This is a genomic window from Klebsiella sp. SYXHC3 (genome assembly GCF_057196925.1).
In genome coordinates this window covers 282,732-298,904 of the sequence record NZ_JBXUNG010000001.1, presented here as the reverse complement: position 1 = coordinate 298,904, position 16,173 = coordinate 282,732, and the positions used below count along the sequence as shown (strand labels likewise).

General features: G+C 55.7%; 16 protein-coding genes. 10 read left to right on the top strand and 6 right to left on the bottom strand.

Going from position 1 to position 16,173, the window contains the following annotated elements; all coding sequences use genetic code 11:
• The first annotated feature begins 421 nt into the window (after positions 1-421).
• Positions 422-1,306, top strand: a complete 885-nt coding sequence (locus AC2CGP_RS01445) for an SDR family oxidoreductase (RefSeq protein ID WP_015366683.1) — start codon at positions 422-424, stop codon at positions 1,304-1,306.
• On the opposite strand, the gene AC2CGP_RS01440 is transcribed toward AC2CGP_RS01445, so the two are convergent.
• On the bottom strand, positions 1,303-2,217 hold the full coding sequence (locus AC2CGP_RS01440; RefSeq protein ID WP_047080486.1) for a TIGR03571 family LLM class oxidoreductase: 915 nt from the start codon (positions 2,215-2,217) through the stop codon (positions 1,303-1,305). The genes AC2CGP_RS01445 and AC2CGP_RS01440 overlap by 4 nt on opposite strands.
• 174 nt (positions 2,218-2,391) lie before the next feature.
• Between AC2CGP_RS01440 and AC2CGP_RS01435 the strand changes: the two genes are divergently transcribed.
• Positions 2,392-3,375, top strand: a complete 984-nt coding sequence (locus AC2CGP_RS01435) for a zinc-binding dehydrogenase (protein ID WP_052765797.1) — start codon at positions 2,392-2,394, stop codon at positions 3,373-3,375.
• A 276-nt stretch (positions 3,376-3,651) separates the two neighbouring features.
• Positions 3,652-3,900 (top strand): hypothetical protein, encoded by a 249-nt coding sequence (locus tag AC2CGP_RS01430; protein WP_015366686.1) that lies wholly within the window; start codon positions 3,652-3,654, stop codon positions 3,898-3,900.
• Positions 3,901-4,094: 194 nt separating this feature from the next.
• Here AC2CGP_RS01430 and AC2CGP_RS01425 read toward each other — a convergent pair whose 3' ends face one another.
• On the bottom strand, positions 4,095-5,294 hold the full coding sequence (locus tag AC2CGP_RS01425; RefSeq protein WP_015705349.1) for an MFS transporter: 1,200 nt from the start codon (positions 5,292-5,294) through the stop codon (positions 4,095-4,097).
• A gap of 104 nt (positions 5,295-5,398) precedes the next feature.
• Here AC2CGP_RS01425 and AC2CGP_RS01420 point away from each other — a divergent pair, with 104 nt between their 5' ends.
• Entirely contained in the window at positions 5,399-6,358 is a 960-nt protein-coding gene (locus AC2CGP_RS01420; protein WP_015366688.1) for an AraC family transcriptional regulator, read from the top strand.
• A gap of 6 nt (positions 6,359-6,364) precedes the next feature.
• Here the strand turns inward: AC2CGP_RS01420 and AC2CGP_RS01415 are convergent, their stop codons facing one another.
• Positions 6,365-6,631, bottom strand: coding sequence for a VF530 family protein (locus AC2CGP_RS01415; protein WP_015366689.1), 267 nt, complete (start codon positions 6,629-6,631; stop codon positions 6,365-6,367).
• A 296-nt stretch (positions 6,632-6,927) separates the two neighbouring features.
• On the opposite strand from AC2CGP_RS01415, the gene AC2CGP_RS01410 reads away from it, so the two are divergent.
• From AC2CGP_RS01410 to AC2CGP_RS01395, 4 genes are read left to right on the top strand one after another with little or no spacing between them, the layout of a single operon-like run.
• Positions 6,928-7,956 (top strand): isopenicillin N synthase family dioxygenase, encoded by a 1,029-nt coding sequence (locus AC2CGP_RS01410; protein ID WP_015705347.1) that lies wholly within the window; start codon positions 6,928-6,930, stop codon positions 7,954-7,956.
• Between the two features lie 18 nt (positions 7,957-7,974).
• Positions 7,975-8,781: a MetQ/NlpA family ABC transporter substrate-binding protein gene (locus AC2CGP_RS01405; RefSeq protein WP_015366692.1), complete on the top strand. Its 807-nt coding sequence runs from the start codon at positions 7,975-7,977 to the stop codon at positions 8,779-8,781.
• Complete coding sequence (locus tag AC2CGP_RS01400) at positions 8,778-9,569, top strand: methionine ABC transporter ATP-binding protein (RefSeq protein WP_074163056.1); 792 nt, start codon at positions 8,778-8,780, stop codon at positions 9,567-9,569. Before AC2CGP_RS01405 ends, AC2CGP_RS01400 begins: the two co-directional genes overlap by 4 nt.
• Positions 9,566-10,225, top strand: coding sequence for a methionine ABC transporter permease (locus AC2CGP_RS01395; RefSeq protein WP_161798788.1), 660 nt, complete (start codon positions 9,566-9,568; stop codon positions 10,223-10,225). Before AC2CGP_RS01400 ends, AC2CGP_RS01395 begins: the two co-directional genes overlap by 4 nt.
• 18 nt (positions 10,226-10,243) lie before the next feature.
• Here the strand turns inward: AC2CGP_RS01395 and AC2CGP_RS01390 are convergent, their stop codons facing one another.
• The gene (locus AC2CGP_RS01390) at positions 10,244-11,290 is read right to left on the bottom strand and encodes an NAD(P)H-dependent flavin oxidoreductase (RefSeq protein WP_484502231.1); all 1,047 of its coding nucleotides are present in this window, start codon (positions 11,288-11,290) and stop codon (positions 10,244-10,246) included.
• A 91-nt stretch (positions 11,291-11,381) separates the two neighbouring features.
• Here AC2CGP_RS01390 and AC2CGP_RS01385 point away from each other — a divergent pair, with 91 nt between their 5' ends.
• Positions 11,382-12,269 carry a LysR family transcriptional regulator gene (locus AC2CGP_RS01385; protein WP_484502230.1) on the top strand — a complete coding sequence of 296 codons (888 nt, stop codon included), beginning with the start codon at positions 11,382-11,384 and terminating at the stop codon, positions 12,267-12,269.
• Here AC2CGP_RS01385 and AC2CGP_RS01380 read toward each other — a convergent pair.
• Positions 12,201-13,367: a YbfB/YjiJ family MFS transporter gene (locus AC2CGP_RS01380; RefSeq protein ID WP_164513129.1), complete on the bottom strand. Its 1,167-nt coding sequence runs from the start codon at positions 13,365-13,367 to the stop codon at positions 12,201-12,203. The two genes, AC2CGP_RS01385 and AC2CGP_RS01380, sit on opposite strands and share 69 nt — an antisense overlap.
• 181 nt (positions 13,368-13,548) lie before the next feature.
• A complete protein-coding gene (locus tag AC2CGP_RS01375; protein WP_154105608.1) occupies positions 13,549-14,877 on the bottom strand; it encodes an aminotransferase-like domain-containing protein in 1,329 nt (442 codons plus the stop codon).
• Between the two features lie 98 nt (positions 14,878-14,975).
• Between AC2CGP_RS01375 and AC2CGP_RS01370 the strand changes: the two genes are divergently transcribed.
• Entirely contained in the window at positions 14,976-15,854 is an 879-nt protein-coding gene (locus AC2CGP_RS01370) for a DMT family transporter (RefSeq protein WP_045365839.1), read from the top strand.
• The last annotated feature ends 319 nt before the right edge of the window (positions 15,855-16,173 follow it).

Here is a 16,173-nt window from a genome sequence, read left to right as displayed (position 1 = left end):
TAACGCTCTAAATCATCGCCGTCGAGAATTAAGTCTGGAGCAATAAGTGAAAAATGCAAATTAAATAAAATATATTAACAGTTGCTATGAAATTAATTAAAAAATAAATAGCGGAGCGGTAAAAATAACCAGACCATCGCTAAGATCATATTAACCAGAAGAAATAAACGCGACGGCGAGACCAAAAATCACCACGAATTGAGCATGAGAAAATAGAACTGTAAATAAGATTAAATATTCTATTTTAAAATATTTAGTTGAATAATCTGAAAAATAACCCAGCGAAAGATTATATATAAATCGCCTTATATCAGTAAGTTGGCTAAGGAAAAGCGGGAATATGTCCATTGGGCAGGGATTTACATTTATCGTAGCGTCCGCATACCTTCTATCATTACTCTTTTCTGTGAAGGAGATTGCTATGGATAATGACAAACTGCGTACCAACCATTGGCCACAACCCCCTTTCCCCGATCAACCGCAAACGCCTCCCGGCCTGGCCGCCGAAATGGAACCCACACCGGATCATGGTGAAGTCAGCTACAGCGGGTCAGGACGGCTACAGGGTAAGAAAGCGCTGATTACCGGCGGAGACTCCGGTATTGGTCGCGCCGTGGCTATCGCCTTTGCCCGCGAAGGCGCGGATGTTGCCATTAACTATCTTCCGGAAGAACAGAGCGATGCGGACGCCGTCATCGCGCTTATCAAAGCGGAAGGCCGTACAGCGGTGGCGATACCGGGCGATATTCGCGTGGAATCCTTCTGTGAAACGCTGGTGGAAAAAGCGGTAAGCGGTCTTGGCGGTTTGGATATTGTTGTGAACAATGCAGGTCGTCAGCAATACTGCGAAAAAATTGAGCAACTTACCACCGCCGATTTCGATGCTACCTTCAAAACCAACGTTTATGCGCCGTTCTGGATAACCAAAGCCGCGCTGCCGCACCTCAAAGCCCAAAGCGTGATTATCAACACCTCTTCGGTACAGGCTTTTAAACCGAGCCCTATTTTGCTGGATTATGCCCAGACCAAAGCCTGCCTGGTGGCCTTCACCAAATCGCTGGCCAAGCAGTTAGGGCCGCGTGGGATCCGGGTCAATGCGGTCGCTCCCGGCCCGTACTGGACGGTACTACAGTCAAGCGGCGGACAGCCGGCGGAAAAAGTGCAAAACTTTGGCGGCGATACGCCGCTGGGGCGGCCAGGGCAACCCGTTGAGATCGCCCCGCTGTATGTGACTCTCGCCTCTGATGCCTGCTCGTATGCCTCCGGCCAGGTCTGGTGTTCAGACGGCGGTGACGGCGTACTTTAATAATGGAATGCCGGCAGCACCAGTTCGCCAATCTCCTGCATCGTCTCGGCCAACGGACGCTGGTTGCGACGAAAATGTAGGCCGATATGGTTCACGCCGGCATCGCGCATCGCATTTAATTCCTGAATGAGACCATGGCGGCCGCTGCTGATGCCGAAACGATGGCGCTGAATCGGCGCATTGGCGTCATCTTGCAGATCCAGATGGATAAAGCTGATATAGGGTTTCTCGCCCGCTACCCGACGCCACAGCTTGACGCGGCTAACGTGCTCGTCAGGCTGGCCAGGATAGGCAAGCCAGCCATCCATATTACTGCCTACCCATTGCGCCGTTTGTTGCGCCAAACCAGCAACCAGCAGCGGCGGGGTCGGTTTGGCTGGCAGCAACTCCAGGCCCGGCTCCAGCTGACGATCGGTCTCGCCCTTCAGCACGCTCACGCCGTGACGGAAACGCTCGCCGCGGCTGGCGTAGTCTTCACCAAATAGCGGGTATTCGACCGGCCTGTCGCCGCTGGCGATGCCCAATAGCAGCCGGTCGCCGCTGAGCGCCTGCACCGTGGCGGCGGCTTTACGTACCAGCCATGGCTGACGTAGCGGCAGCACAACCGCCGCCGTGCCCAGCAAAATATTTTGCGTCAGACTCGATAAATAACCGAGGTAGGTAAAGGCTTCAAAGACGTTAGCCGCATCGCCAAACTGCGGATCGTACAGCGGAACATCGCGGATCCAGGCGGCGCGAAAACCGAGCGTTTCCGCCAGTTTAATGCGCTCCGCGTGCTCGCTCATATCCGGCACGCCAAACGGTCGCCCGTCGCGCTGCCGTTTTAGCTGTCCGCTTGTCGACCAGTCATTGTCCAGCGGCAGTTCCACGCCAATCGTTAGCGGCTGCTGGGTTAATTTTTCGATGCTCATGGGTCACTCCGTCAACCGCCGTGCGGTATCACGTTGAAAATATGAGCAAAGTGTTTCATGGAATGCTATTGCGATAAACAGCACTAATCGCAATAGATAATTGCTATTTATGGAATTATCTTGAGTTCTGATTTTGTTTAAATGGATAGCTCACCAACACCAGAGGAAGAAACAATGATAAAAACCGACGCCTGGCTGTGGAAAAAGCACGCCTCCCCGCTTCTGCTTGAACGCCATGAGAAAACATTAGTCACGCCCGCTGACGATCAGGTGCTGATCGAGAACCGCGCCATTGGCCTTAATCCGGTCGACTGGAAGCTGATGGCCGGTCTCTCCGACGCCTGGCAGGAGGATCAGATCCCCGGCGTCGACGGTATGGGGGTGATTACCGCCGTTGGCCGCAACGCCCGCCACCTTCGTCCCGGCACGCGTGTGATGTATCACACCGACCTGCGTTTTGACGGTAGCTTTGCCCGCCATACGTTAGTCAGCGCCCAGGCGGTGATTGCGGTTCCCGACCACATTAGCGACCTTACCGCTGCGGCGCTGCCGTGCCCTGGTCTGACAGCGTGGCAGGCAGCGCAAAAGATCCCCCTTCCGGCTGGCGAGAATGTGTTGGTCAGCGGCGCCGGCGGCGCTGCCGGCAGTCTGCTAAGCCAATTACTGATTGAGAGCGGCGCTAACGTCTACGTCACGGCCAGCGCCACGCATCACCCGAAACTACTGGCTCGTGGGGTGATTCAGGCCTTTGATTATCACCATACTTCCTGGCCGCAGGAGCTAAAACGCGCGCTGGCGGGTAAATCGCTGTATGCCGCTTTCGATACCGTAAATCAGCAAAATGCCCTTTCGCTTGCCGGGTTGCTCGGCTACTACGGCCATCTGGTCTGTATACAAGACCGGCTCGAGCACGCGCCGCTACCGGCGTTTACTACCAGTATCTCATTGCATGAGGTCGCGCTGGCGGCAATCCATCCTTACGGTACCCAGAGGCAGTGGAGTCGATTACGTCAGGCCGGGGAAAACATGCTGCAGCAAATTGGCCGCGGCGAACTGATGATGCCGCCGATAGAAAGCGTCAGTTTCGACGAGATCCCACAGGCGCTGGAAAGGCTAAAACAGAACAATAACGGTATTAAGTACGTAGCGGTGCTGTAATATTCATCAGCACGATGAATAACCTCAATCCCAAAAACCGGGTAATCAATGCCACATCCAACGGGCCTCTTTCCGCTGGATGAGGCATTCATCGCTTCGCTTCCGTAGGTCGGTCTAGTGCTGAATGGTTACAATAGCCTGGGATTCAGCAGAGTGATTAGCAAAAATATAACAGCTAGATCGCCAACTAATAGTCACACACATCGATTAAAAACTCAGATTGAAAGAATCAAAAAAAGGAGTAACGTTAAAAAAACATTAACAAAGAGGTGCAAAATGTTACGCGATTATTTAAAACTGGATTCTGAAGACCAATTAGTTGAACAACAAAGCGGTCATCAACCTAGCCAGCAGTATACCGAAGTGACTGAGTGGGTGATCCTCAATAAAGAGGGTAAGAAAAAAGGCCGCGTCTCCCTGTTTGATAAATTTAATACTCGCCGCTCGTGGAACGTTAATTTTCGTATTACCCAATTTGATAACAGCGGTAAAGTTATCGTTGACCAACTGACAGACGCTATTTAATAGAATAATTAATAACATAGCGCCCAATCTGTGATGGAAACCACCTGACAAAACGCTGAGGCCAGCAACCGCATTCACGCGGGAAAGCGTAAGAAGTTTTTCAACTCATCAATTAGTCGCTCGTTTTATAATAATAAAATGAGTACTCGCTGCGCCTTAAGAAAAATAAACGCGCCAGTCGGCGCGTTTAATCATTAATTGTTTCTGACCGGCGGCGTCACCCTGACGCCAATAAAGACAATCAGCATGGCGCTTAATAATAACAGCCCGCTGCCGGTAAATACGCCGCTGGCGCCGCTGATATCAAATATTGCCCCACCGCCGGCAGCCCCGGCGCTAATGGCCAGCTGGATCGCCGCGACTAATAATCCCCCTGCGCTTTCCGCTTCATCCGGTACCGTAGTGGCAAGCCAGGTTGACCAGGCCACCGGCACCAGGCCGAATGCAAATCCCCACAGGGCGACCAACAGGCCATCCAGTAGCGCAATATGACCATACAGCACCATCATCAGCGCCAGCAAGCTCATCGCCAGTGGCACCAGCGCCAGCGTCAAACGCAAACTGCGCGCCAGCAGATGCCCGGCAAGCGAGGTGCCAATAAAGTTGGCCACGCCGAACCCCAGCAAAATCAACGACACCCCTTCTACACTTGCCAGCGCCACGGTTTCGAGAAACGGCCGCAGATAGGTAAAGAAAGCGAAGTGTCCGCCAAAAATCAAAATCGAAGCCAGCAGGCCGCCAACCATTCCCGGCCGCCGCAGTACCTTAAAGAGCGTACTAAAGCTGCCAGCACTCTCCGGGCGCATCGACGGCAGTACCCATAGCTGCCACAGTAGCGCAACCAGGCTCGGTACGGCGCAGATGATAAAGACGTTACGCCAGCCAATGAGCGCGCCAAGATAGCTACCCAGCGGTGCCGCCACTACGGTGGCAATCGACACCGCCGAGAAGATAATCGCCAGCGCTTTCGGCACCATCGCCGCCGGAACCAGCCGCATCGCCGTCGCCGTCGACATCGCCCAGAAGCCGCCGATAGCGATACCAAGCAGCAAGCGTCCCAGCAGCAGGAACTCCAGTGAACCGGCAAAGGCCACGATCAGACTGGAGATGATTTGCAATACGGAAAAGAACATCAGCACCCAGCGACGGTCGATATTGCGGGTAGCAGAGGTAATCAATAACCCCGTCACCAGAGCGATTAACGCCGTGGCGGTCACCGCCTGTCCGGCCATCCCCTCACTTACGCCCAGGCTGCTGGCCATCGGCGTCAGTAAACTGGCCGGTAGAAATTCAGCGACGATCAGGCCAAAGACCCCCAACGCCAGCGCATACACGGCGCGCCACGCCGGGCGGGCGTTAATCGCGCTCTCTTCAGCGACAATGCAAGAACTCATATACATCTCTCCAGAATCATTAACATTCGCCAAGCTTAGTGGCTTCCGTTAAGACGATATATGATACATACTCTGCAATTATTGATTATTCGTCCGGAAAAACGATGAGCCAGCAAACCTTAGATCTGACCAGCGAGCTGTTACAGGGCATGCGACTGTCGGGAGTGAAATACCGACGGATTGAAACCTCGCGTCCTTTCGGCGTGGAGTTTAATTCGGTTCCTGGCAAAGCGCAGTTTCATTTTGTCAGCCGCGGCCCGCTGCTGCTACAAATGAGCAACGGTAAACAGTTCTCGCTTGAGAGCGGCGATGCGGTGTTTATTCCCAATAGCGATGCGCACGCCCTGCTCTCAGATAGCAAAGCCGCGCGGGTGAATGTGATGGAGCTCGACAGCAAACCGGTCTGCGGGACGGTTTCCTGCATCAAAAACGCGGGCTGCGTTAATACCGAAGAGAATGCGGTTATCTTCAGCGCCTGTATGGATTTTGAATTAGGCGGAATGCAGCCGCTGGTTCGGGCCATGCCGGAGGTAATGCTGGTGAGTAGCCTGTTAAGCGCCCGCCCGGAAATCCAGCCGCTGCTGGCGGCAATGGAGCGTGAATCCCTGACGCGTCAGGTGGGCTATGCCGGCATTCTGGCACGTCTCGCCGACGTCGTCGCGGCGCTGATCGTCCGCGCCTGGGTGGAATGCGGCTGCGGTAACGCTACCGGCTGGGTACAGGTACTGCGCGACCCGAAGCTATCGCGCGCGATATATGCTATGCATCAGCAGCCCGGCGTCAACTGGAAGGTAGAAGACTTGGCCCGCGAATCCGGCCTGTCGCGTTCGGTGTTCGCCGAACGTTTTCTCACCGCCACCGGTACCACGCCGGCCCGCTACCTGACAGAATTACGCATGCGCCTGGCGGTACAATACATCAGCCATGAAGGCGAAGCGCTGGAAAAAGTCGCCTTCCGCCTCGGCTACAACTCGCTCGCCGCCTTTAGCCGCGCCTTTAAACGCATTACCGGCAAAGCGCCGGGAGCGCTACGCAATGGGGTCAATGAACAAGCGGTAACCTGATAAGCGTTATTTCTTCTGCCAGTTGGCCCACGGGCCAGCGTCGGCGGGTTTGTCGATGAGCCCTTCCAGAGAATCGAGATAAAAGTTTTCGACTTCTTTACGCGCCCACGGCGTGCGGCGCAGAAATTTCAGGCTCGACTTAATGCTCGGATCGCTTTTGAAACAGTTGATTTTGATATGTCGGGCCAGTTCATCCCAGCCATATCTGGCCACAAGGTCAGTGAGTAACGCTTCGAGCGTCACGCCGTGAAGCGGATCTTTTGACGTGTGCATTGTTTTTCCTGCATGAAAAATTTCGCCCACCATACGGACCGCGGCGGCATCATGCAACATCCCGCCACTTTTTTACATCACACCCACGCGGTTTCCCCACTCCTTATCTGTTTTTCGCAAAAGCACTGAACCCACCGCGGTCATAAATTAGAAAAGAACGTTATTGGTCGAAAAAATTGCGCTAAGGCAAGCTGAGCGCATCTACCCGACAGAGGAAATCATCATGCGCCGTTGTTGTTGCCGAACCCAGAATCACTTCATAGCCAATGACCCGTACCCCGTTCTCGGAGAACACAATGAACGCCACGACTTTGCCGATTCTCGATCTGGCCCGCTATACCAACCCTGCTGAAAAGAGCGGTTTTCTTGCCGACCTCCGCCATGCCGCTCGCGATATTGGTTTCTTTTATCTTATTAATCACGGCGTGGACGCCGGATTGCAAACCGAAGTTCAACGCCAGGCGCGACGCTTTTTTGCTCTTGATGATAGCGAAAAGCAGCAGGTGGCGATGATTCATTCCCCGCACTTTCGCGGCTATAACCGCGCGGCTTCCGAGCTCACTCGCGGCCAGCCAGACTGGCGCGAACAGTTTGACATCGGCGCCGAACGCCCGGCTTTAACTCTCGCCGAAAACGCGCCACGCTGGCAGCGTCTGCAGGGACCGAACTTATGGCCCGCCGCGCTACCGTCGCTGAAACCGACCCTACTGGGCTGGCAGCAGGCGATGACCGGCGTTGGGATCACCTTGCTGCGCGCGTTTGCCGAAGCGCTACAGTTACCTGCCGACGCCTTTGACGCGCTGTATGGCGAGAAGCCGAATGAACATATCAAACTGATTCGCTACCCCGGTCAGCGTGAAACCAAAAGCGCACAAGGCGTTGGGGCGCATAAAGATTCTGGATTCTTAAGCTTCCTGTTACAGGACGAGCAAAAAGGACTGCAGGTGGAAGTCGCGCCGGAGCACTGGATCGACGCCACGCCGCTGGCGGGCAGCTTTGTGGTGAATATCGGTGAGCTACTTGAGCTGGCGACTAACGGTTACCTGCGCGCCACCGTTCATCGCGTGGTCTCGCCGCCGGCAGAACAGGAACGCCTCTCAATCGCCTTCTTTCTTGGCGCGCAGCTCGATGCCGTGGTGCCGGTGTACCGCCTGCCCGCCCATCTGGCGCAGGAAGCGCTCGGCCCGGATAGCGATCCGCAAAATCCGCTGCTGCGGGATGTTGGCTGGAATTACCTCAAAGGGCGGCTGCGTTCCCACCCGGATGTCGCCGAACGTTATTACCAGGATGTTTTTCGCGAACGTACTGAGCAACTGATCGTTTAATTTAATAAGGATAACAAGATGAAATATGCCGCATTCAAACTGGCAGGGGTCGCTTTATCTCTTTCTCTGGCATGGACATCCGCCCAGGCTGCCGCGCTGCGCGTTGCCGCTGACCCGGTACCACACGCTGAGATCCTCAATTACATCAAAAAAATCGATCCCAGCCTCGATATCAAAGTGGTCGAACTCACCAGCGGCGTTAACGCCAACGAGCTGCTGGCGAATGGCGACGTTGATGCCAACTACTTCCAGCACGTTCCGTATCTGAAGGATCAGGAAAAAGCGCTGGGTAAGACCTTTGCCGTCGCCGCTACGGTGCATATTGAACCGCTGGGTATTTATTCCCGTAAGCACAAAGACTTTAATTCCGTCCCGGAAAACGGGACCGTCGCGGTGCCGAACAACACCACCAATCTCAGTCGCGCCTTGTTCCTGCTACAAAGCCAGGGATTAATCAAACTCGGCGCTAAATTCACCAACCCGGCGACCACGTTAGCCACCCCGAAAGATATCGTGGAAAATCCCAAACATCTGAAGATCCTCGAAATTGAATCGCCGCAGATCCCGCGTTCCTTAGACGATGTCGATTTAGCGGTCATTAACGGCAACTACGCGCTGGAGGCGGGACTGGTACCGGCGAAAGATGCGTTAGGACTGGAGAGCGCGAACAACAACCCTTACGCCAATATCCTGGTAACGACGCCGCAGTTGGCTAATGACCCACGCATTAAAGCGCTGGCCAAAGATCTCACCTCGCCGCAGGTTGCCGAGTTTATTCGCAAAAACTATAACGGCTCGGTTATCCCGGTTGCGCCGCAATCATGATTGAGGTCGTCGGGCTGAGTAAAACCTATGCCGGAACAGGCCGACCGGCGTTAAACGGCGTGTCGCTGCAGATCCCGAAAGGCGCGATTTATGGCATTCTCGGGCGCAGCGGCGCAGGAAAAAGCACGCTGATCCGCTGTCTCAATTTACTCGAACGGCCCTCTGCGGGCCGAATTGTGGTGAACGGGCATGATATCACTCAGTTAGACAAAGCCGGTTTACGTCAGCACCGTCTGCGCACCGGAATGATCTTCCAGCACTTCAACCTGCTGCATGCCCGCAACGTGGCTGACAACGTCGCGGTTCCGCTGGAAATCGCCGGTGTCGACAAACGTGCGCGCCGCGAACGCGTGCTCGAGTTGCTGGAGTTAGTGGGACTGGCGGATAAAGCAACCGCCTTTCCATCCCAGCTTTCCGGCGGTCAAAAGCAGCGCGTCGGCATCGCCCGCGCGCTGGCGGCCGGCCCGGATGTGCTGCTATGCGATGAAGCAACCAGCGCCCTCGATCCGGAAACCACCACCTCGGTGCTGGCGTTACTGGCCGATATCAATCAGCGGCTCAATCTGACTATCGTGCTTATTACCCATGAGCTGGAAGTCGTCAAAACGCTGTGCGATCACGCGGCGTTGCTGGAGCATGGAGAAGTCATCGAGAGCGGGAAAATCGCCGACCTGCTGGTGGCACCGTGGTCCAGATTACGTCAGTCGTTACTGCATAATCCGCAGGCGGAGCAGGATTTCCTTGCCCGTCACGGCTTTCACGGGAGGCCTTTATGCGTAGTCGCATGAGTTGGGAAGATTTATGGCCCTTATTGTGGGAAGGCAGCCTGGAAACCCTCTATATGGTAGGTCTGGCGGCGCTGTTTACCATTTTAATCGGCCTGCCGGTCGGCGTGTTACTGTTTGTCTCCCGTCGCAACGGCCTGGCGCCGATGCCGAAACTGAATGCGTTGCTGGGGGCGATTATTAATTTTGGCCGCTCGCTGCCGTTTATTGTACTGCTCATTGCGCTGATCCCCTTCACGCGTTTGATTATCGGCACCACCTTAGGCAGCACCGCCGCCGTCGTGCCGATTACCATCGGCGCTTTTCCGTTCTTCGCGCGACTGACCGAAAACGCGCTCGACGAAGTGGATTACGGACGCATTGAAGCCATTCTGTCGATGGGGGGTAATCTGTGGCACGTTATCTTTAAATCGCTGCTGCCGGAGGCGCTACCGACCCTGCTTGCCGGGATCACCCTGACTATCGTGATGCTGATTGGCTTTTCATCGATGGCGGGCGTCATTGGCGGCGGCGGTCTTGGGGACCTGGCGATTCGCTATGGTTATCAGCGTTTTAACGATCAGGTGATGGTCGGTACGGTGCTGATTCTGGTGGTGATGGTCCAGGGCGTACAAATGATCGGCGACAGGTTGGTACGACAGCTTGCCCATCGCCGCTAAGCTCTCATTCGCAGGCGGCTACTGCAGGCCGCCTTCCTCCACGAGAACCCTGACCAGCTCTGCCGCCGGCATTTCGCGGATCATCGCCACCCCTTGTCCCGCCCAGTGCGCGCCGAAACCATGATCGCCCTGCGCTTTTGCCGCCGTCGCCAGCGCTTTTCCGGCGTCATAAGCGAGCGGATAGGCGGGAATTTCTCCTTCGCCGATTTCGTGCCAGCTATTTTTAACGCAGCGTGCTGGCCGACCCGAAATAGCCGCTGTCAAAAATGTGACAATGTCACTATTTTGCGTGAGCGCCTGTCGATATCCACTATCTATACCCGCTTCCGGGCACAATAAAAATGCGGTTCCCAGCTGAACGCCCGACGCGCCGAGCTGCATCAGGCTGGCTATCGCCGCCCCATGCATAATGCCGCCGGCGGCGACAATGGGTAAATCGACAGCCTGCTTTAGAGCCTGAAGCAGAGTGAAGGTGCTCATTTGACGATCGTCGCCGTGTGGGTCAAAAATCCCCCGATGACCACCGGCCTCATACCCTTGCGCAATAACGACATCAATACCCGCTTGCGCAATTAATCGCGCTTCGTCGACGCAGGTGGCGGACGCCATCGTCACCATTCCCTGTTGCTGGAAGCGGCGAATGACCTCTGACGACGGCACGCCAAAATGAAAACTCACCACCGCCGGCTTCTGTTCAAGAAGCATATCGAGCATGGATTGATGTTGATGGAAGGTCTGATAAATCTCGTTAAGCTGTTTCGGCGGCGTGCCGTGATAACGGGCAAACGCCGGAGCCAACCGCGCCAGCCACTGCGCTTCCTGAACGGCATCGCGGCGCGACGGCGTATGACAGAAAAGGTTGACGTTAAAGGGACGATCGGTGAGCTGCCGGGTTTGTTCAATAAGCGCCTGCGCCTGCGTAACCGTCGACGCGCCGAGCCCCAGCGAACCCAATCCTCCGGCGTTGCTTACCGCTGCAGCCAGGGACGGTGTCGACACCCCTGCCATCGGCGCCTGAATAATCGGGTAACGAATATTAAGTAATCGCGGTAAATGCTGATTCATTGGCGATCCTGTGCAATTTGCGATGTGAGGCATTAACCATCTCTTTTTAAGATGTTAAGATCAACCATATTGTCATATTGAGAAGAAAAATATGAACCACACCACATTACTGATCTTTAAGCTGGTGGCCGAAACCCAAAGCGTCACTCAGGCGGCGAAACAACTTGGTCGCGCGCAGTCCAATATCACCACGCGCATTCAGCAGCTTGAAGAGGAGCTGGAAGCCGAGCTTTTCGTACGCGGAAACAAGAAGATGCTGCTTTCTCCCGCCGGGCAAAACTTCCTCAGCTACGCGCGGCGAATTTTAAGCCTTGCCGAAGAAGCCAAACTGGCGCTGCACCCGGCGCGCCCCGCGGGAACGTTAAAGCTCGGCGCGATGGAAGCCTGTGCCGCCAGCCGTCTGCCTGCCGTATTGCCTTTGTTTCAGCAACGCTGCCCGGACGCCGACCTGACATTGCGTACCATGCCCACCCGTCAGCTGACTGAACTGGTTGAAAACTCCACGTTGGACTGCGCGCTGGTTTCACTGCCGGCCGGTCCGGACGGCAGCCTTCAATGCCCACAGACGCTTGAATATCTCCCGCTTTTTATCGAACAACTGGTCCTTATCGCCCCTGCCGAGGGGCGAAACTACCGTTTTGCCGCCTTCCCGGCAGGATGTTCCTACCGCCAGCGAGGCATCGAGTATCTGCAGCAGACGGGAGCACACGTGGACATCGTCGATGTCAGCTCCTATCACGCGATGATGGCCAACGTCGCCACCGGTCGCTACGCCTGTTTGCTCCCGGAAAGCGTTCTGGCCCTGCTCACGCTACCCGCAGGCTGCCAGACGCATTATGTCACCCAGGCCGCCACCCAGCTTATCTGGCGCCGCGGGTATGTATCGCCGATTCTCGACGTCCTGCGCCAGTTATTGCTGGCGCCGGCCGCAGGCAACCAGCCCGGCGGCTCCCAGCAACACGCCGCTGGCCGTCAATAGTGAAGGGTTAAACGATCCCGTCAGGCTGTATAACCCATCGGCGACCAGCGGCCCGATTATCTGTCCGACGCCGTAAGTCGCCGTTAGCGCGGCGATCATATTAAATTTTACCGCCTGATTTAGCCGCTTGCCCTCTGACAAGGCGATGGTTACCGTCCCAAGGAAGGTCGCTCCAACCAGCAGCGCGCTCAACAAACAAAAGGTGAATGAGTGGCTCCACGCCGGTAAGGCCACGCCGAAGGCTTGAATAACGAGATTGCTACAAAATGCCCGCGGATAGCCAATTTTCAGCACGAGTTGGTGCCAGATAAAACAGGAAGGTACCGCCGCGAGACCAAATACCGCCCACAGGTGCACCGGGTCGATACCCGATAGCGCGCCGTGCAAAAACAGCGGCAAATAGGTCGCGGTGATGATGTAGCCGAAGCCCGCGAGGCCATAAATCAGCAGCAATTTTACCGCATCGCTCGTGCGCCCATTGTCGCTCGGCATCGTTGTTGCGGGCCCGCTGTTTAACGCCAGCAGCGAATCCGCCGGGCTTAATAATCCGCGCAAGGCGCATAAAAACAGTATCGTCGCCGTGATGGCGCACAGTAGCCAGATTTGCTGACTGCTAAACGCCAGCGCTTTACCGGCGGCAATAAACTCCGCCGACAAAAAGATCCCCATTCCGACCCCGGCAAACAGCACTGGCGCGCCGTTATGATGTTTCATATGTTGCAGTAGCCATAACGAGGCGGAGATAAGCGTTACCGCGCTGAGTACCCCGGCCAACCCGCGCAAGATGATGATAGCCAGCGGCGAACGCAGCCAGGCCAGTAGCGCCAGACAAATTAGCGTCAGAATGATCGAGACAATATTCATTCTGGTCGCCTGCTCCGGCTTTGCCTTCGCCAGTAACAATGCCCCCAGCAGGTATCCGGCATAATTAGCGGAGGCGGCCAGATTCCCCTGACGCAGCGTCAGGATCTGATCGCTTAACATCACCGGCAGGATCCCGGTGAAGGCGAAGCGGCCGTAACCCATACCAATCATTAATACCGTCGCCCCTGCCAGCGCTAATAAGAAAGCGTTTATCTCCGGCCTGATTTGTCGCATCTGCGTTACCCCTTGCACAATTTAATCTCAAAAAGAGAATGTTATTTACTTTTAATTCTCTTTTTATTATGTATTAGCATGATGCGACGAGCAAGCCGCCGCGCCAGGGCAAAGAGTAAAAGCACCAACCAGAGGATACTTCGGTTAGCGACGAAGGATGGTTGTCAAAAGCGCACGGTCGTTAAACGCCGTACTCGATAATAGGCCTCATCATCTTCAGCGCAGCGCTCAGTTTTTCGAGGCTCGGTGACGCCAGCGCCAGACGCAAAGCGTGCGGTGCATCGCGCCCGACGCTGTAAGGTTCGGCGGTGGAAATAGCGATATTCATGGTTAGCAGCTGTTTCACGACGCGATCGGCGCGGATCTCCTCGCCCAATGGCAGCCAAAGGAACCAGGCATTTTCATTGCCGATCATCGGTAAACCCGCCAGCGCCTGACGGGCGATGGCCTGCCGCCGCCGCGCATCTGCGCGCATTATAGTTTCGAGCCGGGCCAGCGTCCCATCCTGGATCCAGCCGCAGACCAGCGCCGTCGTTAAGGCCGGCGTATTCCAGCTGGTGGCGCGGATCGTCCGCTCTATCGCCGGCATTAACGCTTCGCGGCATACCACCATGCCAACCCGTAAACCGGTGGCGATGTTTTTTGAAAAACCGCACACATAGACCGTACGCTCAGGCGCCAGCGACATCAGCGGCGGCGGCGCGTTTTCAATCAACCACGCATAGGCGGCATCCTCAATGATGAACAAATCGAACTGGCGGGCAATATCAACCAGTTGACTACGCTGCGCCAGATTCATTACCCAGCCAAGAGGGTTATGCAGCGTCGGCATGGTGTAAATCGCTTTTACCCGCCGTTTTTCACACAGGCTGCGAAGCATGTCGAGATCCGGCCCTTGTGTTGTGTGCGGGATAGCAACCAGTTCAAGTTGATAGAGCCTGGCGAGAGCGCGAAATCCCGGATAGGTCAAGGCATCTGCCGCAACCACATCGCCGGGACGCAGCAGGCCGCCGAGCGTGACCGCCAGCCCATGCTGAGCGCCGTTAACGATAGCGACCTGCCCGGCGCTGGCCGCCATACCCTGTCTGTTAAGATGCTGGGCCACTATTTCCCGTTCGCTCATGCGTCCGGCGTGCGGTTGATAGCGTAACAACGCCTCCAGATCGCCCGCGCCAGACAGTTTTTTTAATGCCTCGCGCAGGAGAACGGTTTGTTCCGGCAACGCCGGAGAGTTGAAATTAAGATCGATCATGTCCGGGGCAATGGCGTGCTGATCGACACCCAGCCCCGGCGGCAAGCTCAGTTCACGCACAAAAGTGCCGCGTCCCGTTTCGCCGCTGACCAGCCCCATTAACGCCAGTTCACGGTAGACCCGCGTCGCGGTAGCCAGCGAAATTCCGTGTTCAACGACCAATTGCCGATGGGTCGGCAGCTGGCAGCCAGCCGCCAGCGCACCGCTGCGGATGGCTGCCGCATAGCGATCAACCAGAGATTTATAGCGGTTTTTCATCGTCATTGTATCCATGACAATTATTTGATTGTCATGGATTTTGCGACCTACTATCGACCCGGTCAACCACATTAACTATCACTACAAAGAGGTCACACGTGCACAACCGTCGCGCTTCCACTTCTATATCCGGTTGGATAAACGGTTTTATCGGCGTCGCTATTTTTAGCGGCTCGCTACCCGCCACCCGCATCGCCGTGCAGGAGTTCGATCCTTTTTTCCTGACTTTCTGCCGTGGGGCGATTGCCGGGGTGCTTGCGCTGGGCCTGATCTGGCTTTTACGCCTGCCGCGCCCGCAAGCGGGACAATGGCGTTCACTGGCGCTGGTTGCCGGCGGCGTGGTCATCGGTTTTCCGCTGCTGACGGCGCTAGCGCTGCAGCGGGTGACGTCTGCCCACTCAATTGTTTTTATTGGGTTATTGCCGCTAGCGACGGCGATTTTCGCGGTGATCCGCGGTGGTGAGAGACCGCGCCCTGCCTTTTGGGGATTCTCGCTGCTGGGCAGCATACTGGTAGCCAGTTTCGCGCTGGCCGGTAATGTCGGGATCTCCGTCGCGGGCGATCTGCTGATGCTGGCGGCGGTAGTGGTCTGCGGATTGGGTTATGCCGAAGGGGCGCGCCTCACCCGAGAGCTTGGCGGGCTGGCGGTCATCTGTTGGGCGCTGCTTCTGTCCCTACCCCTGATGTTGCTAGCCTGCGGGTTAACGCTTCCCGTCAGTTTCCGTGGTATCAGTGCGTCTGCATGGACGGCGCTGGCCTATGTCTCGTTATTCAGCATGATGATCGGCTTTATCTTCTGGTATCGGGGACTGGCAATCGGCGGTATTGCGGCGGTCGGTCAACTCCAGCTATTGCAGCCCTTTTTCGGCCTGGCACTGGCGGCACTACTCCTTCATGAATCAGTGAGCCCGTTGATGGTTGTCGTCACGCTTGGCATCATTTTCTGCGTGATCGGTTCGAAGCGCTTTGCCCGTTAAAATAGTCGGCAGCCTGATTTGAGGCGCGTTCCTCTCTCAGGCTGTCTTCTATCAATTAAACTGTGGCGCAACCGAATGGCCGCAGGCGCTGTTAGCATCAATGGTGTCGTTCATGCAGGTTTGCGAATCAAGGCCCTGACCCGGCGCCATCCCCGAGGATGATGAGGAACCTCCTGAACAGGCGGATACAGCAAAAACAATGAGCAATATAAGTAATTTTTTCATCGCGATGACCTCCGGGAAGCAAATAGATTGCCGTGCTCCATCCTAAGACTGGCCACTCATCCATTTCCCTTTCAAACTCAGGTATCACTCTAAG

What these genes read in the sequence shown, in the direction of transcription:
- AC2CGP_RS01400 (WP_074163056.1), top strand. Translation starts at nt 8,778, where the DNA reads ATGATTGAGGTCGTCGGGCTGAGTAAAACCTATGCCGGAACAGGCCGA.
- AC2CGP_RS01395 (WP_161798788.1), top strand. Translation starts at nt 9,566, where the DNA reads ATGAGTTGGGAAGATTTATGGCCCTTATTGTGGGAAGGCAGCCTGGAA.
- AC2CGP_RS01440 (WP_047080486.1), bottom strand. Translation starts at nt 2,217, where the DNA reads ATGAGCATCGAAAAATTAACCCAGCAGCCGCTAACGATTGGCGTGGAA.
- AC2CGP_RS01425 (WP_015705349.1), bottom strand. Translation starts at nt 5,294, where the DNA reads ATGAGTTCTTGCATTGTCGCTGAAGAGAGCGCGATTAACGCCCGCCCG.
- AC2CGP_RS01410 (WP_015705347.1), top strand. Translation starts at nt 6,928, where the DNA reads ATGAACGCCACGACTTTGCCGATTCTCGATCTGGCCCGCTATACCAAC.
- AC2CGP_RS01415 (WP_015366689.1), bottom strand. Translation starts at nt 6,631, where the DNA reads ATGCACACGTCAAAAGATCCGCTTCACGGCGTGACGCTCGAAGCGTTA.
- AC2CGP_RS01430 (WP_015366686.1), top strand. Translation starts at nt 3,652, where the DNA reads ATGTTACGCGATTATTTAAAACTGGATTCTGAAGACCAATTAGTTGAA.
- AC2CGP_RS01385 (WP_484502230.1), top strand. Translation starts at nt 11,382, where the DNA reads ATGAACCACACCACATTACTGATCTTTAAGCTGGTGGCCGAAACCCAA.
- AC2CGP_RS01380 (WP_164513129.1), bottom strand. Translation starts at nt 13,367, where the DNA reads ATGCGACAAATCAGGCCGGAGATAAACGCTTTCTTATTAGCGCTGGCA.
- AC2CGP_RS01420 (WP_015366688.1), top strand. Translation starts at nt 5,399, where the DNA reads ATGAGCCAGCAAACCTTAGATCTGACCAGCGAGCTGTTACAGGGCATG.
- AC2CGP_RS01390 (WP_484502231.1), bottom strand. Translation starts at nt 11,290, where the DNA reads ATGAATCAGCATTTACCGCGATTACTTAATATTCGTTACCCGATTATT.
- AC2CGP_RS01445 (WP_015366683.1), top strand. Translation starts at nt 422, where the DNA reads ATGGATAATGACAAACTGCGTACCAACCATTGGCCACAACCCCCTTTC.
- AC2CGP_RS01405 (WP_015366692.1), top strand. Translation starts at nt 7,975, where the DNA reads ATGAAATATGCCGCATTCAAACTGGCAGGGGTCGCTTTATCTCTTTCT.
- AC2CGP_RS01375 (WP_154105608.1), bottom strand. Translation starts at nt 14,877, where the DNA reads ATGAAAAACCGCTATAAATCTCTGGTTGATCGCTATGCGGCAGCCATC.
- AC2CGP_RS01435 (WP_052765797.1), top strand. Translation starts at nt 2,392, where the DNA reads ATGATAAAAACCGACGCCTGGCTGTGGAAAAAGCACGCCTCCCCGCTT.